Raw genomic sequence first — 25,117 nt, forward strand, 5'->3', positions numbered from 1 at the left:
GCAGACCCGGCCGGAGAACCATGATCGCCCTCACTCTTTCCCAGATCGCCAGCGCCGTGCGCGGCGACCTTCGCCTCGCCGGCGACGACACGCCCGACACCGTCGTGTCGGGCACGGTCGACACCGACTCCCGCCTCATCGGACCGGGCGACATCTTCGTCGCCAAGCCCGGCGAGACCACCGACGGACACCTGTTCGTCGACGCCGTCGCGCAAGCCGGCGCGGTACTCGCCATCGTCGAACGCCCGGTCGAGGCATCCGTATCTCAGATCGTCGTGGCGGACGCCGTCCGCGCCCTCGCCGACCTGGCACGCGACGTGGTGGCCCGCGTCCGCGCGAACGGTGCGCTGCAGGTCGTCGGGATCACCGGCTCCAACGGCAAGACGACGACCAAGAACCTCCTCGCGCGCATCCTCGAGTCCGAGGGTGAGACCGTGTCGCCCCGGGCGTCGTTCAACAACGAGGTCGGCGCGCCGCTGACCATGCTGCGGGTCACGCACGACACGCGCTTCCTGGTGAGCGAGTTCGGCGCGAGTGCCCCCGGGGAGATCGCGCGGCTGGCCGGACTCGTCGAGCCCGACATCGCCGTCGAACTCATGATCGGGATGGCGCACGCCGGCGGCTTCGGCGGCATCGAGGCGACGTTCGCGGCGAAGGCGGAGCTCATCCACGCCGCCCGTCCCGACGGTCTCGCCGTGCTCAACGCCGACGACCCCCGCGTCGCCGCCATGGCGGACATCGCGACAGACCGCGGCATGGCCGTGCGCTGGTTCGGGCGGGGCACCGCCGATGTCACGGCCGGCGACGTCGAGGTCACGGCGGCCGGCACGAACTGCACCATCACGGCCGGCGGGCAGAGCCTGCCGCTGCGGCTGCGCGTCCTCGGCGAGCACCACGTGACCAACGCCCTCGCGGCGATCGCCACGGCGACCGCGCTGGGCGTCTCACTTGCGGACTGCATCGAACGTCTCGAGACCGTCGAGATCGCCGAACGCTGGCGGATGCAGCCGATGGGCTCCGACCGTGTGCGCATCATCAACGACGCCTACAACGCCAGCCCCGACTCGATGGCGGCCGCACTGCGCACCCTCGCTCAGATCACCGGCCCGGGGGAGCGGCGCGTCGCCGTCCTCGGCCCGATGAGCGAACTCGGCGAGTACGCCGCGGAAGAGCACGACCGTGTCGGCCTGCTCGCGGTGCGTCTCGGCATCCAGCGCATCGTCGTCGTCGGCGATGACGCGCGCCGGATGTTCCTCGAGGCGATCGCCCAGGGCTCGTGGGACAGCGAGGCCGTCTTCTTCGCGACCGCGGATGAGGCCTACGACTACCTGATGGGCGAGCTCCGTGACGGAGATCGCGTGCTCGTGAAGTCCTCGAACTCGGCGGGTCTGCGTTTCCTGGGCGATCGTCTGGGAGAATCGTTCTCGTGAGATCCCTCCTTACTGCAGCGGCGATCTCTTTGGCCTTCACGCTGTTCTTGACGCCCGTGTTCGTGCGTCTGTTCCGCCAGTGGGGCTGGGGTCAGGTCATCCGTACGCCGGAAGACATCCGCAACCCCTCGCACAGTGCGAAGCGCGGCACGCCCACCATGGGCGGGACGATCTTCATCGTCGGCACGATCATCGGCTATCTGGTCGGCAGCTACACCGGCAACAACCCGCCGACGATCTCGGGCTGGCTCGTCGTGTGGATGATGGTCGGCTTCGGCGTCGTCGGGTTCATCGACGACTACATGAAGGTGCGCAGTCAGCGCAGCCTCGGGCTGAGCGGATGGCGCAAGGTCGCCGGTCAGATCATGGTGACCGTGCCGTTCGCGGTGGTCGCCCTCAACTTCCCGGACGCGCTGGGCCAGACGCCCGCGTCGCCGTATGTCTCGGTGTTCCGCGACGTGCCGTGGCTGTACTTCCTGGCGCTCGGCCCGATCCTCGGCTGGATCGTCTACCTCGCGTGGGTCTCCTTCATCGGCGTCGCGTTCTCCAACAGCACGAACGTCACCGACGGCCTCGACGGTCTCGCGGCGGGCGCGGGCATCTTCGTGACCGGCGCCTACAGCCTCATCGCCTTCTGGCAGTTCAACCAGGTCTGCGGCGCCGACGCCCTGCCCGGCTGCTATCCCACGCGGGATCCATTCGACCTCGCGATCGTCTCGGCATCCTTCGTCGGCGCCCTGGTCGGGTTCCTGTGGTGGAACGCGCCGAAGGCGAAGATCTTCATGGGCGATGTCGGCTCGATGGCGATCGGCGGCGTCATCGCGGCCATGGCGATCCTCACCCGCACCGAGATCCTGGCCGTTCTGGTCGCCGGCGTCTACGTCATCGGCCCCGGATCCGTCATCCTGCAGCGGCTGTACTTCAAGATCACCCGCGGCAAGCGATTGTTCCTGATGAGTCCGTTCCACCACCATCTCGAGATGCGCGGCTGGTCGGAGATCACGATCGTCGTGCGGATGTGGATCATCGCCGGCCTGCTCGCCGTGTCGGGCATCGGATTCTTCTACGTGGAATGGCTCTCACAGACATGACCGCTGCTCGCCTCGACGAGTTGACGAGCTGGTACGCCGACTGGACCGGCCTTCGGGTCGCGGTGCTGGGCCTGTCGGTGACGGGGTTCTCCGTCGCCGACACGCTCGCCGAACTCGGCGCCGACGTCCTGGTCGTGACCGAGGGCGCCGACGAGGAGTACGCACGACTGCTGCCTGTGATCGGCGTGCGCCTGTGGACCGGCAGCCTGGACTCCGTGCCCGAAGAGCTGCGCGCGTTCGACCCCGAGGTCGTCGTGGCCTCGCCGGGATTCGCGCCGCGGCATCCGATCGTCTCCTGGACCCGGGAGTCCGACATCGCCCTGTGGGGCGACATCGAGCTCGCGTGGCGGGTGCGCGACAAGGTCGTGCGCGCCGACGGCGCGCCGGCGGACTGGGTGCTCATCACCGGCACGAACGGCAAGACCACCACCACGCGGCTGGCCGCGACGATGATGGTCGCGGGCGGACTGCGCGCGGTGCCGTGCGGCAACATCGGCGTGCCGGTGCTGGACGCCGTGCGCGATCCGTCCGGCTTCGACGTGTTCGTGGTCGAGCTTTCCAGCCACCAGCTCTGGTATCTGTCGCTGCAGACCGGCCCCGAACCCCTCTCACCGCACGCGAGCGTGTGCCTGAACCTCGCCGACGACCACCTCGAGTGGCACGGCTCGTTCGAGGGGTACCGCGACGCGAAGGCGACCGTCTACGCCCACACGCGGGTCGCCTGCGTGTACAACAAAGCGGATGTCGCGACGCTGCGCATGGTCGAGGAGGCCGAGGTCGTCGACGGCGCCCGCGCCATCGGATTCGACCTGGGCACGCCGGGGCCGAGCGACCTCGGCATCGTCGACGGACTGCTGATCGACCGCGCGTTCCTCGAGGACCGCCACAAGAGCGCGCTCGAGCTGACCACGCTGCAAGATCTTGCGGCGCACGGCCTGGCCGCGCCGCACATCGTCGCGAACATCCTCGCCGCCGGCGCGTTGGCGCGTTCGCTCGGTGTGGAGCCGATCGCGATCCGCGACGCCCTGCGCGAGTTCCGCCTCGACCCGCACCGCATCGAGGTCGTCGGAGTCGCCGCCGGGGTGACCTGGGTCGATGACTCCAAGGCCACCAACCCGCACGCGGCCGACTCGTCGCTGTCCGCTTACCCCGGCGCCGTCTGGGTCGTGGGTGGCCTGCTGAAGGGCGTCGACATCACCGATCTCGTCGCGGGCCGGGGGAGCCGGGTCAAGGCCGTGATCGTGATCGGCGTGGACCGGGAGCCGATTCGGGCGGCGTTCGCACGACACGCGCCCGAGGTGCCCCTGTTCGAGGTCGACCACGCTGAGACTGGAGAGGTCATGGCGCGGGTCGTCGAGTTGGCTGCCGAGGTCGCCCGTGACGGGGACGTGGTTCTGCTCGCCCCCGCCGCGGCATCCTTCGATCAGTTCGACTCCTACGGCGATCGGGGCCGGAAGTTCGCCGCCGCAGTGCAGGAATGGATCGGAAGGGGGACCGATGGCAACGACACGGACGCCCCCCGTACCGGCGCCTGACGCTTCGCCCAAGCGCGGGCTCTCCGCCCGGGTCTCGCTCGGCCGCGTGTTCGCGCCGGTGCCGAGCGAGTTCCTCCTGATCGCCTCGACAGCGCTGCTGCTGACCGGCTTCGGCCTGGTCATGGTGCTGTCGGCGACGTCGGCGGGGCAGTCGCCGTATGAAACGGTCATCAAGCAGGGCGTGTTCGCGGTGATCGGCATCCCGTTGATGTTCGTCGCCAGCCGTCTGCCGATCTCCTTCTGGAAGAAGGCGGCCTGGCCCGCGCTGATTCTCGCGACGTTCTTCCAGCTGCTCGTGTTCGTGCCCGGAATCGGCGTCCATGCCAACGGAAACAACAACTGGATCCAGATCCTCGGGTTCCAGATGCAGCCCGCCGAGTTCCTCAAGCTGACGCTCGCTCTGTGGATCGGATACGTGCTGTACCGCAAGCAGACCTTGCTCGGTCTCTGGCGGCACGTGTTCATCCCGCTCGTGCCCGTTTCCGCACTGGTGATCGCGACAGTGCTCGGTGGCCGTGACCTCGGCACAGCGATGATCCTCGTGCTGATCATGCTCGGCGCGCTGTTCTTCTCCGGCGTCAAGCTGCGGATCTTCCTCCTGCCGCTCGTCGCCGCCGTCGCAGTTGTGACGTTCTTCGCCGTCGCCAGTCCCGACCGTATGCGCCGCATCATGAGCTTCTTGAACACCGATTGCCTCGCCGACTACTACGGCGACTGCTACCAGCCGCTGCACGGCATCTGGGGGCTCGCCGGTGGCGGCATCTTCGGCTTGGGCCTCGGTAACTCCAAGGAGAAGTACGACTGGCTGCCCGCCGCCGCGAACGACTACATCTTCGCCATCGTCGGCGAGGAGCTGGGCCTCATCGGCTGCGCCGTGGTGCTGGCCCTGTTCGCCCTGTTCGCGGTCGGCGCGTTCCACGTCATCCGCAAGACGAACGACCCGTTCGTGCGCATCGTGTCCGGTGGCATCACGGTCTGGATCGTTGGTCAGGCGCTCATCAACATCGGCGTCGTGCTCCGGCTCTTCCCGGTGCTCGGCGTGCCGCTCCCGTTCATGTCGCAGGGCGGCACGTCGCTGTTGTCCGCCCTCGTCGCCTCGGGCGTGCTGCTGTCATTCGCGCGCTCCCTGCCGGTGAAACGGACGGATGCGCCTCCACGGCGTCCCGCCCGCACCCCGGTGCCCGCCGCCCGCTGAGCCCGCGGCATCCGCCGCCCCCCATCCTCGCGAGCTCGCAGAAAGTGCGCGCTCTAGGTGGCTCGAGCGGCCCCTTTTTGTGAGCTCGCGGTCCTGGGCGCACGTGGTGCGCTGGTGGCCGGGGTGCTGGTGTGCGTGTGAGAGACCCACAGGCGGGCGTGGAAGAATCTCCAGGTGACGACCTACCTCCTCGCCGGCGGCGGTACCGCCGGGCATGTGAACCCCCTGCTGGCCGTCGCTGATGGACTCCGCGCGCGGGATGCCGCGGCCACCGTGCTCGTGCTGGGCACCCGTGAAGGACTCGAGGCGCGGCTGGTTCCGCTCCGCGGCTACGAGCTCCTGATCGTCGACAAGGTGCCTTTCCCGCGGCGCCCGAACTCCGCCGCGCTGTCCTTCCCCGGTCGTTTCCGCCGCGCGATCGCTCAGGTGCGCGCGCACATCCGCGAGCACAAGGTCGATGTCGTCGTCGGATTCGGCGGCTACGCCTCCGCACCGGCGTACGTCGCCGCCCGCCGCGAGGGCGTGCCGTTCGTCGTGCACGAGGCCAACGCGAAGCCCGGCTTGGCCAACGTGCTGGGCGCCCGCCGCGCTGCCGGCATCGGGGTCGCCTTCGAGGGCACGCCGCTGAAGGGCAGCCGCATCGTCGGGATGCCGCTGCGGCGCGAGATCGTGGACCTCGATCGCGACGCGACCCGTGCCGAGGCGGCGGAGTACTTCGGACTGGATGCCGCACGCCCGACGCTCCTCGTCTTCGGCGGCTCGCTCGGCGCGCAGCGCCTGAATGAGGCCTTCGGCGGCTCGTGGCGCGACGTGCTCGACGCGGGCTGGCAGCTGATCCATGTGACGGGGGAGCGGTCCGAACTCGCCGATCCCGAGGTCCCGGGCTACTCGCTGCGCCGATACGTCGACCGGATGGACCTCGCGTTCTCCCTCGCCGACCTCATCGTCTCCCGTGCCGGAGCCGCCACCGTCAGCGAGGTCAGCGCCCTCGGCATCCCGGCGGTCTACGTCCCGTACGCGGTCGGAAACGGTGAGCAGGCGCTCAACGCGGCATCCGCCGTACGCGCCGGGGCCGCCGTGCTGATCCCGGACGGTGAGTTCACCGCCGACCGGGTGCGTACCGAGGTCGTCCCGCTGCTGGGCGATCAGACCAGAATCGCGCAGATGGCGGATGCCGCGGCATCCGTCGGCACACGCACCGGCACCGAGAACGTCATCGCGATGATCGACGAGGCTCTCGCCCGCTGATCAGCTGGTGAGCGTCGCCTCGCCGGGTGCCCGGAGAGCTGCAGTCACGAGGGCGATCGCCTGATCCGCATCCAGGCGCAGGGTGCGGATCTGCTCCGCGAATACCGAAGCGGCCCGCTGCGCCTGCTGCATCGCTGCATCGCCCTGCGGCGAGACGAAGGTGCCGTTGCGTCCACGGGTTTCGATGAATCCGGATGCCTCGAGCTCGCGGTATGCGCGAGCGACCGTGCCGGGCGCGAGGCCCAGGTCTTCGGCGAGGCGCCGCACGGTCGGGAGACGCTCGCCCGCGACGAGCTCGCCGGTGGCGACGGCATCCACGAGCTGCGCGCGGAGCTGCTCGAACGGCGGCACCGGGGACGACGGGTCGATGACGATCATGCGGGCTCTCCTTCGGGGGCGAGAGCCGGAGCCCTCAGGAACTCGGGGTAGAGGGCGGCGGGCAGTTGTCCCTGACCGAGGAGGTAGACCACCTGCAGGACGGGGATGCCCCACCAGGGGAACAGCCCGAGCGTCGCCTCCCACCCCGAGGAGGCGAAAGGAAGCCCAGCCCGGAGGAGGATCGCAACGCACAGGCCGAACGGCAGCCACGCGGCCATGGCGGCACCCATGCGAAGTGTCGAGAGGGCATCCTTGCGGAACAGATCGTCCCATGCGAGTTCGACCGTGTCCGACGCGGGCTGCGGCTGGCTCAGCACTCGCCGCTCCGCTGCGCGCCCGGTGAGGACGGCCGCCACGGCGAGCGCCGCGGTCGCGCCGACCCACGCGAGCTGGTCGGGGGCGACGGCTCCGACCGCGACCGTGGCGACGACAGCGACGATGAGCAGACCGGCCGCCGCGAGGAGGGCCGTCGGGGTCCACACGCGCCACTGGCCGATGTAGTCGCCGATCGAGAGCGACTGCACACGCGCGACGCGGGGCGCTGCCGGCGCAGGGGAGAACAGTCGCTCGCGCGTGGTCACGACCGCGGCCGAGATCGTCAGGACGCCGAAGAAGATCGCGATGGCGAAGAACCAGAGGAAGTAGGGGCTCGCGCCGAGCGGCGTGAGGATGAACATCGATCCCACAACCGCGATGGCGACGAGGAGACCCCACATGTTCGCCCGGGTGAGGGCGCGTGTGCGGACACGGATGCTGTGTTCGGTCGATGGGAACCCGACCGGAAGGCGAGCTCGCATCGACATCTGCGCGACGCGACGGGCTCCCCACTGCGGGCGAGCCGTCACGAAGAGGAAGGCGATCGGCACGAGCGCGTACAGCGCCAGAGCGATGCCGTTGAAGATCTCCATGGGCATGTAGAACGATCCAGGCATGGCTCCTTTTGTACGCGCTTTGTAGCAATGTGTCAACACAAACATGGAACGCACAGCTGGACCGGGCGCGCCCTGAGCCGAGGCATCCGTCGCCCAACTTAGGATTGGAGGGTCATGATCAGACCCGATTTGAGCCTTCCCATCCCCGAGTCCATCGAGGCCGCACACTTCATCGGCATCGGCGGCTCCGGCATGTCTGGCCTCGCGCGGATGTTCCTGGCGCGCGGGATCCGCGTCTCGGGGTCCGACCGCGCGGACAGCCCGGCGCTGCGGGACCTCGCCGCGCTCGGCGCGCAGGTGCACGTCGGGCACGACGCGGCGAACCTCGGCGATGCCGACACGGTGGTCCACACCGGCGCGATCTGGCCGGAGAACCCCGAGTTCGTCCTGGCGAAGGAACGGGGGATGCCGGTCATCCATCGTTCGCAGGCGCTGCATTGGCTGATCGGCGGGCGTCGCCTCGTCTCGGTCGCCGGGGCGCACGGCAAGACCACGTCGACCGGCATGATCGTGACCGCCCTGCGCGAGCTCGGCGCCGACCCGAACTTCGTCAACGGCGGAGTGATCGCGGGACTGGGCGCCTCGAGCGGCAGCGGCGCCGACGAGCTGTTCGTGATCGAGGCCGACGAGTCCGACGGCACGTTCCTGCTCTACGACACCTCGATCGCGCTCATCACGAACGTCGACCCCGACCACCTCGACCACTACGGCACCGACGACGCGTTCGTCGACGCGTTCGCCCGCTTCGCCAACGAGGCGAGCGAGGCCGTGGTCATCTCGTCCGACGACGAAGGCGCGCAGCGGGTCGCCGAGCGGATCACCCATGCCAACGTGCTCACGTTCGGGCAGGCGGACGCCGCAGACCTCCGTGTCGTCGACGTCCGCACCGACGGACCTGTGGCCTTCACGCTGCGGCGGGGCGAGGCATCCGTCGGGGTGCAGCTCAAGGTGCCGGGCGTGCACAACGCGATCAACGCCGCCGGTGCTGTCGCTGTGCTGCTGACGCTCGGTTACGACCTCGAGCCGGCCGCACGCGCGGTCGAGGGCTTCGAGGGGACCGCGCGCCGGTTCGAGCTGCAGGGCGTGCAGCGCGGCGTGAGCGTGTTCGACGACTACGCGCACCACCCGACCGAGGTCGCCGCGGCGCTGTCGGCGGCGCGCACGGTGGTCGGCGAGGGGCGGATCATCGCCCTGCACCAGCCGCACACCTACTCGCGCACGCAGCAGATGTACCAGGAGTTCGCCGACGTGCTCGAGGAGTACGCCGACCACACCGTCGTGCTCGACGTCTACGGAGCGCGGGAGGACCCGGTTCCCGGCGTCACCGGCGCCCTCGTCAGCGAGGCGTTCGGCGATCCGGAGCACGTGCACTTCGTCGCCGACTGGCAGGCGGCCGCGGACTACACTGCCTCCGTCGCCCGCGATGGGGACTACGTCATCACCCTGGGCTGCGGAAACGTGAACCTGATCATCCCGCAGGTGCTCGCCGCGCTGGCCGCGCCGGTCGCCCCGAGCGCGGGGGAGTAGCGGAGCGTGCGTCGGCCGTCCGCGCTGCCGCCCGCCGCCGCGCCGCGGTCGCCCGCATCCACCGCTCCCGCTCCTGCTTCTGAAGCCACGCGAGACGTCAAAAAGGTACGCGAACCGGCGCCGGAAGCGGCAACTTCTGCGATCTCGCGGGATCTGGGCGAGGAGCACTTCGGCGCGCCGGCGCCGCTGCCGGGGATGGAGCCGGGCGGCAGCGGCGACCCCGACACTGTGGGCGCGAACAGCACCGGCAGCACGGACCAGCCGGTCGGGCTGCGCGACGTGTGGCGGGCCTCCCGGGCGCGGCGCAAGGCGCTGCGGGCCGAGGTGCGGCGATTCACCGTGCGCCAGCGGCGCCGGCGGATGGTCTGGATCGGCGTCACGGCATCCCTCGTCCTTCTCGTGCTCGCGACGCTCGGCGCCGCCTACAGCCCGCTGTTCGCCGTCGAGAAGATCACGATCGTGGGTACTGCCCAGCTCGACACTGCGGCCGTCGAGGGAGCCCTCGCCGACCAGCTCGGCACCCCACTGCCGCTGGTGGACGAGAGCGCGATCAAGGCCGTCCTCGTCGGCTTCCCGCTCGTCGAGACGTACTCGCTCGAAGCGCGACCCCCGCATGAACTGGTCGTGCGCATCGTCGAGCGCACCCCGATCGGCGTCATCGCCGGCCGCGCCGGCTACACCCTCGTCGATGCCGCAGGAGTCGCGCTCTCCACGACGCCGGATCCGCCCGCCGGGCACGCGATCATCACCGTCGCGGACGGCGTCGACTCGCCGACCTTCGCCTCGGTCGGCAAGGTCATGCGCGCGCTGCCAGAGTCGATCCTGGTGCAGGTCACCGAGGTCTCGGCGACGACCCCCGACGACGTCACGCTCACCCTCGGCGGTGCCAACGCGCAGATCGTGTGGGGCAGTGCGGACCAGTCCGCGGAGAAGGCGGTCGCGCTCGAGAAGATGATGGCGGCCCGGCCCCCGGCATCCGTCAGCGTCTACGACGTGACCTCTCCGAAGGCGATAGTCGTCCGCTGAGCCCTCTGACGAGGCAATTCGCGAGGGGATGTCGCGACACGCGGTGCGCCTTCGTCGCCGCGCGCCGACCGCCGCATACTTTCAATTCAGGAATTGCATACCGAGCATTTCTTTAGACCTCTACTAGAGGTTGAAGGTTAGACAGGTCCAGGGCACGGAGGCCGGCATGAGCCAGAACCAGAACTACCTCGCGGTCATCAAGGTTGTCGGCGTCGGCGGCGGCGGCGTGAACGCCGTCAACCGCATGATCGACCTCGGCCTTCGTGGTGTCGAGTTCATCGCGATCAACACCGACGCGCAGGCGCTCCTGATGAGCGACGCCGACGTCAAGCTCGACGTCGGACGCGAGCTCACTCGCGGACTCGGTGCCGGAGCAGACCCCGAGGTCGGCCGTCGCGCCGCCGAGGACCACGCCGAAGAGATCGAGGAGGCGCTGCGAGGCGCCGACATGGTCTTCGTGACCGCGGGCGAGGGTGGCGGAACCGGTACCGGTGGCGCTCCGGTCGTGGCCAAGATCGCGAAGTCGATCGGCGCGCTGACCATCGGTGTCGTCACCAAGCCGTTCTCCTTCGAGGGACGTCGCCGCCAGAGCCAGGCCGAGGCCGGCGTCGCGAAGCTCAAGGAAGAGGTCGACACCCTCATCGTGGTGCCGAACGACCGCCTGCTCGAGATCAGCGACCGCGGCATCTCGATGATCGAGGCGTTCGCCACGGCCGACCAGGTGCTCCTCGCTGGTGTCCAGGGCATCACCGACCTGATCACGACCCCGGGTCTGATCAACCTCGACTTCGCCGACGTCAAGTCGGTCATGCAGGGTGCGGGTTCCGCGCTCATGGGCATCGGCTCGGCACGCGGTGCAGACCGCGCGATCAAGGCCGCCGAGCTGGCCGTCGAATCGCCGCTGCTCGAGGCCTCGATCGAGGGCGCGCACGGCGTGCTCCTGTCGATCCAGGGCGGATCGAACCTCGGCATCTTCGAGATCAACGACGCCGCGCAGCTCGTCAAGGAAGCGGCCCACCCCGAGGCGAACATCATCTTCGGTACGGTCATCGACGACACGCTCGGCGATGAGGTGCGCGTCACGGTCATCGCGGCCGGCTTCGATGGTGGCAGTCCCTCGCTGCGGCTCGACCCGGTCACGGTCTCGCGCCCGGTCGCGACACCGGTCATCCCGGCAACGCCGGCGGTTGACGCGGCGCGCGAGCTGGACGTCGAAGAGAAGGAGTCGGTCTCGGTCGGCGCCGTCGTGCCCGACTCGAGCTACGACTCGGCCTTCGGCGACGACGATCTCGACATCCCCGACTTCCTGAAGTAGGGCGTCCCGCGTGGACACCGACCTCGCCGCACGTCTCGCCGACGTCGATGCCCGCATCGCGGACGCCGCCCGTGCGGCGGGTCGGGATGCCGCGGAGATCACCCGCATCGTCGTGACCAAGTTCCATCCGGCCACGCTGGTGCAGGACCTCTTCGACCTCGGGGTGCGCGACGTCGGTGAGAACCGGCAGCAGGAGCTCTCCGCGAAGGCAGCGGTCTTCGCGGAGAATCGGGCACTGCGCTGGCATTTCATCGGGCAGGCGCAGGCCAACAAGGCCCGCGCGATCCGGGCGGCGGCATCCGTCGTGCACTCGATCGATCGCCCGCGCATCGCGGACGCGTTCGAGACGGCCGGAGAGGCGGATGCCGCGACCCTCGACGTGCTGCTGCAGGTGAACCTGACGACCGACCCTGGCCGCGGGGGAGTCGCCCCCGACGAACTCGAATCGCTCGCCGCGCACACGGCCGCGTGCCGCACGCTGCGGGTGCGCGGAGTGATGGCGGTCGCCCCGCTGGATGAGGCGCCCGCCGCCGCCTTCGAGCGGCTGCGCGGCTACGCGGACCGCGTGCGCACCGTCGTGCCGGACGCGAACTGGATCTCCGCGGGCATGACCGCGGACTTCGCCGAGGCGATCGCCGTCGGCGCGACACACCTGCGGATCGGGTCGGCAATCACCGGCCCCAGGCCGCCCCGCGACTAACCTCGAAACAGACGATCGAACGGAGGATGCGATGTCGAACCCCCTCAAGAAGACCATGGTGTACTTGGGCCTCGCCGACGAGGAAGAGGTCTACGACGAGCCGGCTGCGCAGCCGACGAGTCGCAAGATGCAGACAGTCGAGAAGGCCGCTACCGTGACTCCACTTCACCGCCCCACCGTCGTGCGTCAGCCGGCACCCTCGGCGATCAGTGAGATCCTCACGGTGCACCCCAAGCAGTATCGCGACGCCCAGGTGATCGCCGAGAACTTCCGCGAGGGAATTCCGGTCATCATCAACCTGTCGCAGATGAGCGACGCCGATGCGCGCCGCCTCATCGACTTCGCGAGCGGACTGTCGCTCGGGCTGTACGGGCGGATCGAGCGCGTCACGAGCAAGGTCTTCCTGCTCTCGCCTGAGAATGTCGCTGTATCGGGTGAAGGTGCGCTCGCACCGGCTGACCCCGATTCGGTCTCGTTCGCCCCGTAGCCCGCGGTGGACCTCGTAGGCCTCATCGCCTCGATACTGAACTTCCTGCTGCTGATGTACGTCCTCGTACTTCTGGCGCGCCTGATCCTGGATTGGATGCCGGTACTCAATCGCGAGTGGCGGCCCAAGGGTCCGGGCCTGGTGGCAGCAGAACTCGTGTACACGGTGACGGACCCGCCGATCAAGCTGTTCCGCCGATTCATCCCTCCGTTGCGCATCGGCGCGGTCTCGATCGACTTCGCTTTCACAGTGACGATGTTGCTGTGCTTCGTGCTGCTAGGGGTCACCGGCTCTCTCGCACGGTGAATCTGCGGCGACTATGCTGGCTTGGTACGGTCGGCAGGCAACGGCTGCCCGGCCCCGACATCGGCCCGCGACCTGAACTCTCGAAAGAGGAAACACCATGGCTTTGACCCCCGATGACGTCGTCACCAAGCAGTTCCAGCACGTGCGATTCAAGGAAGGCTTCGACCCGGATGAGGTCGACGACTTCCTGGACGAGATCGTGGTGGAGTGGCGCAAGACGATCGCCGAGAACGATGAGCTGAAGGCCAAGCTGGCTGCGCTCGAGTCCGGAGAGGCAGCGCCCGTCGAGGCCGCCGCACCCATCGAGGTGCCCGCGCCCGTCGCCGCCGCCCCCGTGATCGAGAGCGGTGCGGCACCGGCCGCCGCCAGCGCCGGCATCATCGAGCTGGCCCAGCGCCTGCACGACGAGCACGTCGCCGAAGGCATCGCGCAGCGCGACCAGCTGGTCTCGGACGCGCAGGCCCAGGCCGCCTCGATCCTCGCCGAGGCTGAGGCCCGTGGCCGCGACGAGATCGCGCGCCTCGACAAGGAGCGTGCCGCGCTCGAGAGCCGCATCACCGAGCTCCGCCAGTTCGAGCGTGACTACCGCACGCAGCTGCGCAGCTGGATGGAGGGCAAGCTCCGCGACCTCGAGTCGACCACGACGTCCTCCGGCGCGACCCCGGTTTCGGCCATCGGTCTCTAGGCCGGTCTTTTGACAGACCGAGCCCCCCTTCGTACGGCGGCGGCCGGCTCCATCATCGCGATTCTCGCGGTGCTGGTGCTGGCCGCCGACCAGTTCACCAAGTACCTGGCGATCGAGAACCTCCCGCCGGAGGAGCCCGTCCACATCCTGGGCGACTTCCTGATCTTCTACCTGATCCGCAACTCGGGTGCGGCCTTCTCGCTCGGCGAGAGCGTCACCTGGATCTTCACGCTGGCCATGGCAGCGGTCGCGTTGACGATCATCTGGTTCATGTTCACCCGCATCCGTTCCCGGGTGTGGGCGATCGTGCTCGGACTGCTGCTGGGCGGCGTGCTGGGAAACCTCACCGACCGGCTGTTCCGCGAGCCGTCCTTCGGCGTCGGCCACGTCATCGACTTCATCAGCACGCCGTGGATGATGCCCGCGATCTACAACGTCGCCGACATCTTCATCGTGACGATGATGATCGGGGTCGCGATCCTCGTGTTCATGGGGCTGCGCTTCGACGGCACGCGCGAGCCGCGCGGGGATACCGGCGAAGCCGCTGTCGCCGCGCCCGCGATCGAGGGCGTCGGAGATGACCGCGACGCCCTGTTCCCGACGGCCGATGCGGAGATCGGCGTGCCCGCCGAGGCATCCGAGGTCTCCGAACCGGTCGAGACGGAACCGGATGCTGCGGCCGCCGTGGATCCCGCCGACGCCCCGCCGACCGACCCCACGTCGAAGGACTGACGTGGAGAGTCGCAGTCTGCCCGTTCCCGACGGGCTCGAAGGCGTGCGGGTGGATGCGGCACTCGCGAAGATGCTCGGCTTCTCCCGCACCTTCGCCGCGGAGGTCGCCGATGCGGGCGGTGTGACCGTAGACGGTCGCACGCTCGAGCGGTCCGACCGCCTGCACGGTGGGTCCTGGCTCGAGGTGTCGTGGGTGCCCAAGCGCGGTCCCGAGATCGTGCCGATCGCCGTGCCGGACCTGGGGATCGTCTACCAGGACGACGACATCGTCGTGGTGGACAAGCCCTCCGGCGTGGCTGCCCACCCCAGCGTCGGGTGGGAGGGCCCCACGGTCCTCGGTGCACTCGCGGCCGGCGGCATCCGTGTCGCGACCACCGGCGCGGCCGAGCGCCAGGGCGTCGTGCACCGCCTCGACGTGGGCACCAGTGGGCTCATGGTCGTCGCGAAGAGCGAGCACGCGTACACGGCTCTCAAGCGCGCCTTCAAGGAGCGCGAGGTCGAGAAGATCTACCACGCGGTCGTCCAGGGCCACCCCGACCCGCTCGCGGGCACCATCGATGCGCCGATCGGGCGGCACCCGACGCACTCCTGGAAGTTCGCGGTCACGCCGGACGGCAAGGACTCCGTCACGCACTACGAGACGCTCGAGGCGTTCCCCGGGGCATCCCTGCTGGAGATCCATCTCGAGACCGGCCGCACGCACCAGATCCGCGTGCACATGGCCGCGCACCGGCATCCGTGTGTCGGCGACCCGCTCTACGGTGCGGACCCGACGATGTCGGCACGCCTCGGCCTCATCCGCCAGTGGCTGCACGCGCACCAGCTGGCGTTCACGCACCCGCAGACCGGCGAATGGGTCACCTTCACCTCGGACTATCCGGCCGACCTGGCGCACGCGCTCGAGGTGCTGCGCGGCGACTGACCGTGCACCGTTCCCGTTCACGGTGTCGGATGCAGGTGGCACAGTGTCGTCATGACGATCGACGTGCGTCCGGCGCGGGAGTTCGACGACACCCGTGCGGTGATCGGGCCCAAGGGGGAGAACTCGACGGTGTGCTGGTGCCTGAGCTACCGCATCCCGTCGAAGGAAGCGCTCGCGCTGCGCGGTCCGGCGCGGGGCGAACGGGTCAAGGAGCTGCTCGCCGAGCCGCTGGCGCCCGGCGTGCTCGCGTACGACGGTGATGTGCCGGTCGGATGGGCGGGTGTTCATCCACGCCGAGACACCCATTTCGCGACCTTCCGGAAGATCCCGCACATCGACGATCTCGACGTGTGGTCGGCGTGGTGCTTCCGTGTGCGGCCGGGGCATCGCAAGAAGGGCGTCATGCACGCGCTCCTCGACGGGGCCGTCGAGTTCGCACGGGAGAACGATGCGCCCGCGATCGAGGGGTACCCGATCGACAACGACGGCGCGCGGATCGATCTGACCATGGCCTACGTCGGCACGCGGGCCCTGTTCGAGAAGGCGGGTTTCGTCAAGGCGGCCGATACGACGTCGGTGCTGAGCGGCTTCCCGCGGGTCCTGATGCGCCTCGACCTGCGCTGAGGGTCCGTAGCCCGCACTCGCTGCGCGCGTGGCGGGGCCCGCACGCGACACGCCGGCCCGCGGCATCCGGTCTCGGCCTGTCATCGGGGAGCTCCACAGAAGCGTCCGCGGTCCCTCACACTCCGCCTCTAGGCTCGGGGCGACATGGATCGTGAACCGAATCCGCCGTATGCGGCAATACCCCTTGTGAGCACAGACGCAGAGATCATCCGCCGTTCCATCGAGAGCCCCGCAGCGTTCGCGGAGCTGTTCGAGCGGCACGCGCGAGTGATCGGCGCGTTCGCGGCGCGACGGGTCGGATCCCACGCGGCCGAGGACGTTCTGAGCGAGACCATGTTGGTCGCCTTCCGACGCCGCCGCGACTTCGACGCGACGTGGGAGTCGGCCAAGCCATGGCTCCTGGGAATCGCCTCCCGCGTGATCAAGAAGCACCACGCACAGGAGGCGACGCAGTGGCGGTCGTTCGAGGCATCCGCCGGTCGGGGTGATCACGTGAGCGATGGCGCGATCGATGCGGCCGGGGCGAGAGCGGATGCCTCGGCAGCCGTCCGCGCGTTGGCACCGCGGATCGCAGCGCTGGCTGCGCGCGATCGCGAGACGCTGCTGCTGTATGCCTGGGGCGACCTCACCTACGAGGAGGTCGCCGTCGCGATGGGGGTTCCGGTCGGCACCGTTCGGTCGCGCCTCAATCGGGTGCGTCGGAAGCTCGCGCCCCCGGGTTCGCACTCGTCTGCCCGGCTCACGTGGATCGCGAAGGAGGAACTCGATGGACATCTTGGAACGAGCGCGTGAGGTCGGCGCACATGCTGCGCCCCTCGGCGACGGGGAACTGAACACCGCACGGCAGGCGCTGCTGCGCGAGATCGCACGCGAGGAGAATCGGGCGCCCGCGGGGCATCGCCGACGCTGGATCGGCGGTTCGGCCGTGATCGGTGGGCTGGCGGCGGCCGCGGTGGTCGTCGGTGTCGTGGTGAATCCGGCGGCCGCACCCGTGGCATCCGCGGCGGAGGTGCTGAACAGGGCCGCGGAGGCCACGCTCACCACCACCGCCATCACGCCCGGCCCAGGGCAGTACATCCGCATCGAGGAGATCGCGAGGTACCGCCTGGGCTGGACTGCCGTCGACGACGACCCGAACGGCGGCTTCTGGGACAGCCGGTCATCGACGACGGAAGCGACCGTGCTCCTCACGAGGGCGCTCTACATCCCGGCGGATCGCTCGGGGGACTGGGTGCGGGACTACAACTCGTCGCTGCAGGTTCTGGACATCTCGGGGCCGCAGGCAGAGACCGCGCGACCGGCACTGCTCACCGCGGGCCCGGCTGCCGGGCTGAGTGTCGAGGTGTACCCGGGCGGCATGTTCAACGAACCTGAGCTCACGCTGAGGGGCGTGTATGCCCCCCGCCATGTGGACGGGCTGCAGTGCTACTACGACGAGATGCCCCGCGATCCGGCGGCACTCGCGAAGTGGGTGGACGGGTACGAGTGGAGCCAGACGGAGTCGTGTCCGCCGCCGCGCTTCACAGAGCCGGACGAGTTCAACCTCGCCCCACCGGATCTCCGTGCGGCCATGCTCCAAGCGCTCGCCCTGACCGACGGCGCCCGGGTGGTCGGGGTGGACGGTGACGTCACGACGATCGCGTTCCCCGAGGGGGGCGAGAGCGACTGGATGAACACCGTCGATGTCGACACCGCGACCGGTCTCATGGTTGGACGGGGAAACCTCGACGACGACCTCTGGTCCAGTCGCGTGGTCGTCTCGATCGTCGACTCGATCCCCTCCACCGTGCAGGTCCCGGTGCCCTGAGGCTCCGCCCGCGACTGCTCCGCCGTGCCGAGCGGCGGAGCAGTCCCGTGACGCGCCGGCGGACTCACGCGGCCGGGCTCGAGGTCCAGCGCCCGCCCTCGAAGCGCGTGGGGTCGTCCTCGGCGAGTGCGAGAGCGATGCGGCGCCGGTGGTCCGGCCCGACGCCGTCGAGCTCCTCCAGCCCGAACCATCCGACCTCGGCCAGCTCGCCGTCGGCGGGATACGGGTCGCCCGATACCCATGTGCAGCGGAACACGAGGTCGAGGTAGTCGACCTCGTCCAGGTTCGCGTAGACGGTGCGGGGGAGTCGGTGCACCCAGGCCAGGCGATCGACGCGGACGACGACGCCCGCTTCCTCGAGGGCTTCGCGAGCGACGGCATCCGCGGGCTCTTCTTCCGGTTCCAGGATGCCGGACACGGGCGCGAACTCGCCGTTGTCGCTGCGGCGCCCGAGGAGCACCTTCTCGTCGCGGAACACCACCGCGGTGACGCCGATCAGGGGGAGCGGGGCGTGTCCGATCTTCTCGCGGAGGGCCAGGACGAACTCGGGCGTGGGCATGCCGTCACGCTAACGGATGCGGTCGGCACCGGGTACAGCTTCGGGGCTTTCCTGCGACACGCCGGGCGCGGGCATCCGTTCCCCCGGCGTGTCGCGCGAGAAGCCCGCAGCTGTGCCCGACGGACCCCCGCGGAGGGCCGGAATGTCGGCCCTCAAACGTAGACTCGATGCGTGGCATCCGACTCCTTCGTTCATCTGCACGTGCACAGCGAATACTCGATGCTCGACGGGGCTGCGCGTATCGGCCCGATGATCCAGGAGGCCGTGCGGCTGGGGATGCCGGCGATCGCCGTCACCGACCACGGACAGACCTTCGCGGCGTACGAGTTCTACAAGACGGCGAAGGATGCCGGGATCAAGCCGATCATCGGCATCGAGGCGTACGTCACCCCGGGCACGCACCGCAGCGACAAGGCGCGCGTCCGCTGGGGCACCCCGGAGCAGAACAGCGACGACGTGTCGGGCTCCGGTGCGTACACGCACATGACCCTGCTCTCGCAGTCGACCGAGGGCATGCACAACCTCTTCCGGCTCTCGTCCCTGGCGAGCATGGAGGGCTACTACTTCAAGCCCCGCATGGACCGCGAGCTGCTGCAGAAGTACTCGAAGGGGCTCATCGCGACGACCGGATGCCCCTCCGGCGAGGTGCAGACCCGCCTCCGCCTCGGCCAGTACGACGCCGCGCGTGCCGCGGCGGCGGAGTTCCAGGACATCTTCGGCAAGGAGAACTACTTCGCCGAGATCATGGACCACGGGCTCTCGATCGAGCGCCGGGTCATGTCCGACCTGCTGAGCATCTCGAAAGACCTCGACATCCCGCTGGTCGGCACGAACGACCTGCACTACACGCACCAGCACGACGCCACCAGTCACGCGGCCCTGCTCTGCGTGCAGTCCGGCTCGACCCTGGACGACCCGAAGCGCTTCAAGTTCGACGGCGACGGCTACTACGTCAAGTCCCCGGCCGAGATGCGCCAGGTCTTCCGCGACCACCCCGAGGCCTGCGACAACACGCTGCTGATCGCCGAGCGGTGCGAGGTCGAGTTCAACACCAGCGCGAACTACATGCCGCGCTTCCCGGTGCCCGACGGCGAGACCGAGGACTCCTGGTTCGTCAAGGAGGTCGAGGTGGGCCTGCACGTGCGGTACCCCGCCGGCATCCCGGACGCCGTCCGCAAGCAGGCCGAGTACGAAACCGGTGTCATCCTGCAGATGGGCTTCCCGGGCTACTTCCTCGTCGTCGCCGACTTCATCAACTGGGCCAAGAAGAACGGCATCCGCGTCGGCCCCGGCCGTGGTTCCGGTGCCGGCTCGATGGCGGCGTACGCGATGGGCATCACCGACCTCGACCCGCTGCAGCACGGCCTCATCTTCGAGCGATTCCTCAACCCCGACCGCGTCTCCATGCCCGACTTCGACGTCGACTTCGATGACCGTCGTCGCGGCGAGGTCATCCAGTACGTCACCGAGAAGTACGGCGACGAGCGCGTCGCGCAGATCGTCACGTACGGCACCATCAAGGCCAAGCAGGCGCTGAAGGATGCCGGTCGCGTGCTCGGCTTCCCGTTCAGCATGGGCGAGCGCCTGACCAAGGCGATGCCTCCGGCCGTGATGGGCAAGGACATGCCGCTGGAGGGCATGTTCAACAAGGACCACCCGCGCTACAAGGAAGCATCCGAATTCCGTCTCCTGATCGAGACGGATGCCGAGGCCAAGACCGTCTTCGACACCGCGGTGGGCCTGGAGAACCTGAAGCGCCAGTGGGGCGTGCACGCCGCCGGCGTCATCATGTCCAGCGACCCGCTGATCGACATCATCCCGATCATGAAGCGGGAGCAGGACGGCCAGATCGTCACGCAGTTCGACTACCCCTCGTGCGAGTCCCTCGGGCTCATCAAGATGGACTTCCTCGGGCTGCGCAACCTCACGATCATCAACGACGCCCTCGACAACATCACGGCGAACCGCGGCGTCGACCTGGTCCTGGAAGATCTCACGCTCGACGACAAGGAGTCGTACGAGCTGCTGTCCCGCGGCGACACACTCGGCGTCTTCCAGCTCGACGGCGGGCCGATGCGCTCGCTCCTGCGTCTGCTCAAGCCCGACAACTTCGAAGACATCTCGGCCGTCATCGCCCTGTACCGACCGGGCCCGATGGGCGCGAACTCGCACATCAACTACGCGCTGCGCAAGAACGGCCAGCAGGACATCACGCCGATCCACGAGGAGTTCCGGGAGTCGCTCTCCGAGATCCTCGACACCAGCTACGGCCTCATCATCTACCAGGAGCAGGTGATGGCCATCGCGCAGAAGGTCGCCGGCTTCAGCCTCGGCCAGGCCGACATCCTCCGCCGCGCGATGGGCAAGAAGAAGAAGTCCGAGCTGGACAAGCAGTTCGAGGGCTTCGAAGCCGGCATGCACGCGAACGGCTACTCCGATGAGGCCGTCAAGATGCTGTGGGAGATCCTCCTGCCGTTCTCCGACTACGCGTTCAACAAGGCGCACTCCGCCGCCTACGGTCTGGTGTCGTACTGGACGGCATACCTGAAGGCGCACTATCCCGCCGAGTACATGGCCGCGCTGCTCACCAGCGTCGGCGACTCCAAAGACAAGATGGCGGTCTACCTCAACGAGTGCCGCCGTATGGGCATCAAGGTGCTCCCGCCGGACGTCGGCGCGTCGATCCGGTACTTCGCCGCCGTCGGGGAAGACATCCGCTTCGGTCTCGGCGCCGTCCGCAACGTCGGTGCCAACGTCGTCGACTCGATCGTGGCGTCCCGCGTCGAGGAGCAGTTCACCTCCTTCCACGATTTCCTCGGGCGGGTGCCGATCCACGTCGCCAACAAGCGCACCGTCGAATCGCTCATCAAGGCGGGCGCGTTCGACTCGCTCGGCGACACCCGGCGCGCGCTCATGGAGATCCACGAGGACGCCACCGAGGCCGCGGTCGAGGTGAAGCGCAAGGCCGCCACCGGCGCCATCGGCTTCGACTTCGACAGCCTCTACGACGAGGGGGACGAAGTCGCCCCGGCCAAGGTGCCGGAACGGCCGGAGTGGACCAAGAAGGACAAGCTCGCGTTCGAGCGCGAGATGCTGGGCCTGTACGTGTCCGACCACCCGCTGGCAGGCCTCGAGATCCCGCTGGCCAAGCACGCGTCCACGAGCATCCACGACCTGCTCGCCTCCGAAGACATCAACGACGGCGACCAGGTGACGGTCGCGGGGCTGGTCACGAGCGTGCAGCACCGCGTCGCGAAGCAGAGTGGCAACCCGTACGGCATGATCACCGTCGAGGACTTCAACGGTGAGGTCACGGTCATGTTCATGGGCAAGACCTACACGGAGTTCCAGTCGATGCTGATCGCCGACTCGATCATGGTCGTGCGCGGCCGGGTGTCGCGGCGCGACGACGGGCTGAACCTGCACGGCCAGTCCGCGTTCACCCCCGATCTGGGTGCGGTCGAGGAGTCCGGACCGCTCACCCTGGTGATTCCGGAGCGGCGCGCCAGCGAGAACCTCATCGAGGAGCTGCGCCAGACGTTGGGTCGCCATCAGGGCGACACCGAGGTCATCGTGAAGCTGCATGCCGGGTCGATGGCGAAGGTGTTCGAGGTCCCGCATCCGGTCCGGGTCACGGCCGATCTCTACGGCGAATTGAAGGGACTTCTCGGGCCGCAGTGCCTGGGTTGAGTTCTCCTGGCGCTCATAGGCGCCGCGGGTAGTATCGGACGGTGCGTGGCGGTGCGTGCGCGACCCGGAAGGATAGATCGTGAACGACGAGCAGCTGAACGAGGACATCGAGATCGACGTCGAGTCGAACCCCGAGTCGGTCCCGGAGACGCCCCCGCAGTACGGCGTCGGCCCGTTCTCGATCCGTGAGGTCGCCTTGGCCGGCGTGTGGCTGGTCGCCTTCGTGGTCTCTTTCTTCTCCGTCAGCGCCCTCCGCTTCGACTCGGTATGGACCTCCGGGCTGCTGTGGATCCTCACGATCGGCGTCCCCACGGCCGCGGTCTTCCTGATCGTCCTGCGTCGACTCTCGCCCGACGGCATCCGCCGGGTGGGTTCGCTCGGGATCGACCAGTTCGCGTCGGTCGCGTTCTCCGTGTCGGCCGTGCTGTGGATCCAGCTCCTCTGGGAGAGCATCGCGATCGTCGTCGCCGACGGACCCTGGGTGCGCTCCTGGGTCATGTGGGTGCAGCTCGTCATGATGCTGGCCGGTGTCGTGCTCACCGTGCTGGCGCCGTTCATCCCGGTCATCTGCGAAGACTTCCGCGATCGCCGCGAGGTGCCGGCACACCGCAACGCGCGCCCGATCCGCCCCATTTCCGCACGCCCCGCTCCCGAGGCGCGACCGGCCGCGGGCGAGCCCGAGGCGTACCCGACGGGGGAGTACCAGCCCGTCGACTTCGCCGCCGCGGGGTTCGCCGCGTCCGAGAACGCGTATGCCCCGGCGAGTGCCGAGTTCAGCGACACCGGCGCGCAGGCGGCCGGATGGGATTCCGCCGAGCAGAGCACGGCAGAGCAGACCTACACCGGCCCGCAGCCGACCACGAGCCACCAGGCCTTCTGGGCGCTCGTGCCGGTAGATCGCGACGTGTACGACGAGTCGGGGGCGCCGATCTTCCGCGTCGGACCGACCGCGTGGGCCCTGGTGATCGAGGACCGCGGATCGGCCTTCGTGGTGCGTCACGAGGACGGACGCGTGGGCTACCTGCACGACGTCAGCGGCGTCACACGCGGCTGATCCTCGCGGGTCCTCCCGTGTCGGCGACGGCCGAGCCGCCCACCGGCACGCGGTAGCCTGGAGGGATGCTTCGCACCATCGATCTCCGCGGGCGCGAGCTGTCCGCGGCCGAGCTCCTCGCCATCGTTCCGCGCGCCTCCGCAGCGCGCGAGGAGGCCCTGGCCACGGCGGCAGCCCTCGTTCATGACGTCGCGCAGACCGGCGAAGCCGCCCTCCGCGACCAGGCGGAGCGCTTCGACGGCGTCTCCGGACACGCGGTGCGCGTGCCCGAGGCTCACCTCGAGGAGGCCCTGAACGCGCTCGACCCGACTGTGCGCGCAGCACTGGAAGAGGCCATCCGACGGGTGCGCGCGGCATCCGCGGCGCAGATTCCGCCCGCCATCGTGACCGATCTCGGCCCCGGCGCGCGCGTCACCCAGCGGTGGCAGCCGGTGCGCCGCGTCGGTGTGTACGTGCCCGGCGGCAAGGCCGTCTACCCGTCGAGCGTCGTCATGAACGTCGTGCCCGCGCAGGTCGCCGGTGTGACCGAAGTGGCCCTCGCCTCGCCGCCGCAGCGTTCGCACGGTGGACGCGTGCACCCTGTGATCCTCGCCGCGGCACGCCTGCTCGGCGTCACCGAGGTGTACGCGATGGGCGGCGCCGGTGCGATCGGCGCCCTCGCCCACGGTGTCGCCTCGATCGGCCTCGCGCCGGTGGACGTCGTCACCGGCCCCGGAAACAACTTCGTCGCCGCGGCCAAGCGCGCGGTGGCGGGTCTGGTCGGAACGGATGCCGAGGCCGGAGCGACCGAGATCCTCATCGTCGCGGACGACAGCGCGGATGCCCGCCTCGTCGCCGCGGACCTGATCAGCCAGGCCGAGCACGACGAGCAGGCCGCCGCCGTCCTGGTGACGGCATCCGCAACGCTCGCGGCCGCCGTGGCGGACGAGATCGCGGTCCGGGCACCGCGCACCCTGCACGCCGAGCGCGTCGCCGTGGCCCTGGCGGGTCCGCAGTCGGCCATCATCCTGGTGGACGATCTCGCGACGGCCACCGCCCTGAGCAACGCGTACGCCCCGGAGCACCTCGAACTGCATCTGACGGACCCGAGTCCGGAGGATTTCGTGCACGCGGGCGCGGTGTTCGTCGGCGATCACTCGCCCGTGAGCCTGGGCGACTACCTCGCCGGCAGCAACCACGTCCTGCCCACCGGTGGGCAGGCCCGGTACGCCTCAGGTCTCTCGGCGTCGACCTTCCTGCGTCCGCAGCAGGTCATCGAGTACGACCGCGAAGCGCTGGCCGCGGTACGCGATGGAATCGTCACGCTGGCCAACGCCGAGGTGCTGCCGGCGCACGGGGAAGCGGTCGAGGCACGCTTCGAGGCGTAGTCTGTCGATGCCATGCACTGCCCTTTCTGTCGCCACCCCGACTCCCGCGTCATCGATTCCCGTACGAGCGATGACGGCCTGAGCATCCGCCGCCGCCGTCAGTGCCCGCAATGCGGGGGACGATTCACCACCGCGGAGACCGCCAGTCTGAACGTCATCAAGCGCTCCGGCGTGATCGAGCCGTTCAGCCGCGAGAAGGTCATGGCGGGCGTGCGCAAGGCCTGTCAGGGCCGACCGGTCACCGACGCCGACCTCGCGATGCTCGCCCAGAGCGTCGAAGAGTCGGTACGCCAGACCGGTGCCTCGCAGATCGATGCCAACGAGATCGGCCTGTCGATCCTCGGACCGCTGCGCGAGCTCGACGAGGTCGCCTACCTGCGGTTCGCCAGCGTCTACCAGGCGTTCGACTCGCTCGAAGACTTCGAGACGGCGATCGGTCAGCTCCGCGCCGACCACCACGCCTGAACCTCCGAGAGGCAGCCCGGCGTAGGCCCGGTAATCTGGAAG

24 protein-coding genes are annotated in these 25,117 nt (G+C 69.1%); 21 read left to right on the forward strand and 3 right to left on the reverse strand.

Annotated features, from left to right (window positions below):
* Positions 1 to 20 precede the first annotated feature (20 nt).
* The 5 genes from ASD65_RS00515 (at position 21) to ASD65_RS00535 (ending at position 6,499) form a co-directional block, all read left to right on the forward strand.
* Positions 21 to 1,430 carry a UDP-N-acetylmuramoyl-tripeptide--D-alanyl-D-alanine ligase gene (locus ASD65_RS00515; RefSeq protein ID WP_056216967.1) on the forward strand — a complete coding sequence of 470 codons (1,410 nt, stop codon included), beginning with the start codon at positions 21 to 23 and terminating at the stop codon, positions 1,428 to 1,430.
* Entirely contained in the window at positions 1,427 to 2,521 is a 1,095-nt protein-coding gene (mraY, locus tag ASD65_RS00520) for a phospho-N-acetylmuramoyl-pentapeptide-transferase (protein ID WP_056216970.1), read from the forward strand. The genes ASD65_RS00515 and mraY overlap by 4 nt, the downstream gene beginning before the upstream one ends.
* Positions 2,518 to 4,056: a UDP-N-acetylmuramoyl-L-alanine--D-glutamate ligase gene (gene murD, locus ASD65_RS00525; RefSeq protein ID WP_200948608.1), complete on the forward strand. Its 1,539-nt coding sequence runs from the start codon at positions 2,518 to 2,520 to the stop codon at positions 4,054 to 4,056. The genes mraY and murD overlap by 4 nt, the downstream gene beginning before the upstream one ends.
* Positions 4,019 to 5,251 (forward strand): putative lipid II flippase FtsW, encoded by a 1,233-nt coding sequence (gene ftsW, locus ASD65_RS00530; RefSeq protein WP_056216975.1) that lies wholly within the window; start codon positions 4,019 to 4,021, stop codon positions 5,249 to 5,251. Before murD ends, ftsW begins: the two co-directional genes overlap by 38 nt.
* Positions 5,252 to 5,425: 174 nt before the next feature.
* Positions 5,426 to 6,499 carry a UDP-N-acetylglucosamine--N-acetylmuramyl-(pentapeptide) pyrophosphoryl-undecaprenol N-acetylglucosamine transferase gene (locus tag ASD65_RS00535; protein WP_056216977.1) on the forward strand — a complete coding sequence of 358 codons (1,074 nt, stop codon included), beginning with the start codon at positions 5,426 to 5,428 and terminating at the stop codon, positions 6,497 to 6,499.
* Here ASD65_RS00535 and ASD65_RS00540 read toward each other — a convergent pair whose 3' ends face one another.
* Entirely contained in the window at positions 6,500 to 6,877 is a 378-nt protein-coding gene (locus ASD65_RS00540) for a GntR family transcriptional regulator (protein ID WP_056216981.1), read from the reverse strand.
* Positions 6,874 to 7,809, reverse strand: coding sequence for a hypothetical protein (locus ASD65_RS00545; protein WP_056216984.1), 936 nt, complete (start codon positions 7,807 to 7,809; stop codon positions 6,874 to 6,876). Before ASD65_RS00545 ends, ASD65_RS00540 begins: the two co-directional genes overlap by 4 nt.
* Before the next feature lie 114 nt (positions 7,810 to 7,923).
* Between ASD65_RS00545 and murC the strand changes: the two genes are divergently transcribed.
* The 12 genes from murC (at position 7,924) to ASD65_RS00605 (ending at position 17,940) form a co-directional block, all read left to right on the forward strand.
* Positions 7,924 to 9,336 carry a UDP-N-acetylmuramate--L-alanine ligase gene (murC, locus tag ASD65_RS00550; RefSeq protein ID WP_056216987.1) on the forward strand — a complete coding sequence of 471 codons (1,413 nt, stop codon included), beginning with the start codon at positions 7,924 to 7,926 and terminating at the stop codon, positions 9,334 to 9,336.
* 6 nt (positions 9,337 to 9,342) lie between these two features.
* Complete coding sequence (locus ASD65_RS00555) at positions 9,343 to 10,362, forward strand: FtsQ-type POTRA domain-containing protein (protein ID WP_056216989.1); 1,020 nt, start codon at positions 9,343 to 9,345, stop codon at positions 10,360 to 10,362.
* A gap of 166 nt (positions 10,363 to 10,528) precedes the next feature.
* Positions 10,529 to 11,677, forward strand: a complete 1,149-nt coding sequence (gene ftsZ, locus ASD65_RS00560; RefSeq protein ID WP_056216992.1) for a cell division protein FtsZ — start codon at positions 10,529 to 10,531, stop codon at positions 11,675 to 11,677.
* A 10-nt stretch (positions 11,678 to 11,687) separates the two neighbouring features.
* The gene (locus ASD65_RS00565; protein ID WP_056216994.1) at positions 11,688 to 12,377 is read left to right on the forward strand and encodes a YggS family pyridoxal phosphate-dependent enzyme; all 690 of its coding nucleotides are present in this window, start codon (positions 11,688 to 11,690) and stop codon (positions 12,375 to 12,377) included.
* A 31-nt stretch (positions 12,378 to 12,408) separates the two neighbouring features.
* The gene (locus ASD65_RS00570; RefSeq protein ID WP_056216996.1) at positions 12,409 to 12,864 is read left to right on the forward strand and encodes a cell division protein SepF; all 456 of its coding nucleotides are present in this window, start codon (positions 12,409 to 12,411) and stop codon (positions 12,862 to 12,864) included.
* Between the two features lie 6 nt (positions 12,865 to 12,870).
* Positions 12,871 to 13,170, forward strand: a complete 300-nt coding sequence (locus ASD65_RS00575; protein WP_056216999.1) for a YggT family protein — start codon at positions 12,871 to 12,873, stop codon at positions 13,168 to 13,170.
* Between the two features lie 97 nt (positions 13,171 to 13,267).
* Positions 13,268 to 13,855 (forward strand): DivIVA domain-containing protein, encoded by a 588-nt coding sequence (locus tag ASD65_RS00580; protein ID WP_056217002.1) that lies wholly within the window; start codon positions 13,268 to 13,270, stop codon positions 13,853 to 13,855.
* Between the two features lie 9 nt (positions 13,856 to 13,864).
* The gene (gene lspA, locus ASD65_RS00585; RefSeq protein ID WP_082561507.1) at positions 13,865 to 14,587 is read left to right on the forward strand and encodes a signal peptidase II; all 723 of its coding nucleotides are present in this window, start codon (positions 13,865 to 13,867) and stop codon (positions 14,585 to 14,587) included.
* A gap of 1 nt (position 14,588) precedes the next feature.
* The gene (locus ASD65_RS00590) at positions 14,589 to 15,509 is read left to right on the forward strand and encodes an RluA family pseudouridine synthase (RefSeq protein ID WP_056217004.1); all 921 of its coding nucleotides are present in this window, start codon (positions 14,589 to 14,591) and stop codon (positions 15,507 to 15,509) included.
* Between the two features lie 51 nt (positions 15,510 to 15,560).
* Positions 15,561 to 16,133, forward strand: a complete 573-nt coding sequence (locus ASD65_RS00595; RefSeq protein ID WP_056217006.1) for a GNAT family N-acetyltransferase — start codon at positions 15,561 to 15,563, stop codon at positions 16,131 to 16,133.
* Between the two features lie 186 nt (positions 16,134 to 16,319).
* Positions 16,320 to 16,925 carry an RNA polymerase sigma factor gene (locus ASD65_RS00600; protein ID WP_056217007.1) on the forward strand — a complete coding sequence of 202 codons (606 nt, stop codon included), beginning with the start codon at positions 16,320 to 16,322 and terminating at the stop codon, positions 16,923 to 16,925.
* Positions 16,900 to 17,940 (forward strand): hypothetical protein, encoded by a 1,041-nt coding sequence (locus ASD65_RS00605; RefSeq protein ID WP_056217010.1) that lies wholly within the window; start codon positions 16,900 to 16,902, stop codon positions 17,938 to 17,940. Before ASD65_RS00600 ends, ASD65_RS00605 begins: the two co-directional genes overlap by 26 nt.
* Before the next feature lie 64 nt (positions 17,941 to 18,004).
* On the opposite strand, the gene ASD65_RS00610 is transcribed toward ASD65_RS00605, so the two are convergent.
* A complete protein-coding gene (locus tag ASD65_RS00610; protein WP_056217012.1) occupies positions 18,005 to 18,499 on the reverse strand; it encodes an NUDIX hydrolase in 495 nt (164 codons plus the stop codon).
* A 219-nt stretch (positions 18,500 to 18,718) separates the two neighbouring features.
* Between ASD65_RS00610 and dnaE the strand changes: the two genes are divergently transcribed.
* The 4 genes from dnaE (at position 18,719) to nrdR (ending at position 25,075) form a co-directional block, all read left to right on the forward strand.
* On the forward strand, positions 18,719 to 22,189 hold the full coding sequence (dnaE, locus tag ASD65_RS00615; RefSeq protein ID WP_056224329.1) for a DNA polymerase III subunit alpha: 3,471 nt from the start codon (positions 18,719 to 18,721) through the stop codon (positions 22,187 to 22,189).
* Between the two features lie 79 nt (positions 22,190 to 22,268).
* Positions 22,269 to 23,243, forward strand: a complete 975-nt coding sequence (locus ASD65_RS00620; RefSeq protein WP_156378756.1) for a hypothetical protein — start codon at positions 22,269 to 22,271, stop codon at positions 23,241 to 23,243.
* Between the two features lie 65 nt (positions 23,244 to 23,308).
* Entirely contained in the window at positions 23,309 to 24,610 is a 1,302-nt protein-coding gene (gene hisD, locus ASD65_RS00625) for a histidinol dehydrogenase (RefSeq protein ID WP_056217018.1), read from the forward strand.
* Positions 24,611 to 24,622: 12 nt separating this feature from the next.
* The gene (gene nrdR / locus ASD65_RS00630; protein WP_056217026.1) at positions 24,623 to 25,075 is read left to right on the forward strand and encodes a transcriptional regulator NrdR; all 453 of its coding nucleotides are present in this window, start codon (positions 24,623 to 24,625) and stop codon (positions 25,073 to 25,075) included.
* Positions 25,076 to 25,117 lie beyond the last annotated feature (42 nt).

Origin of the sequence: Microbacterium sp. Root61 (assembly GCF_001427525.1) — a bacterium.
Classification (GTDB): domain Bacteria; phylum Actinomycetota; class Actinomycetes; order Actinomycetales; family Microbacteriaceae; genus Microbacterium.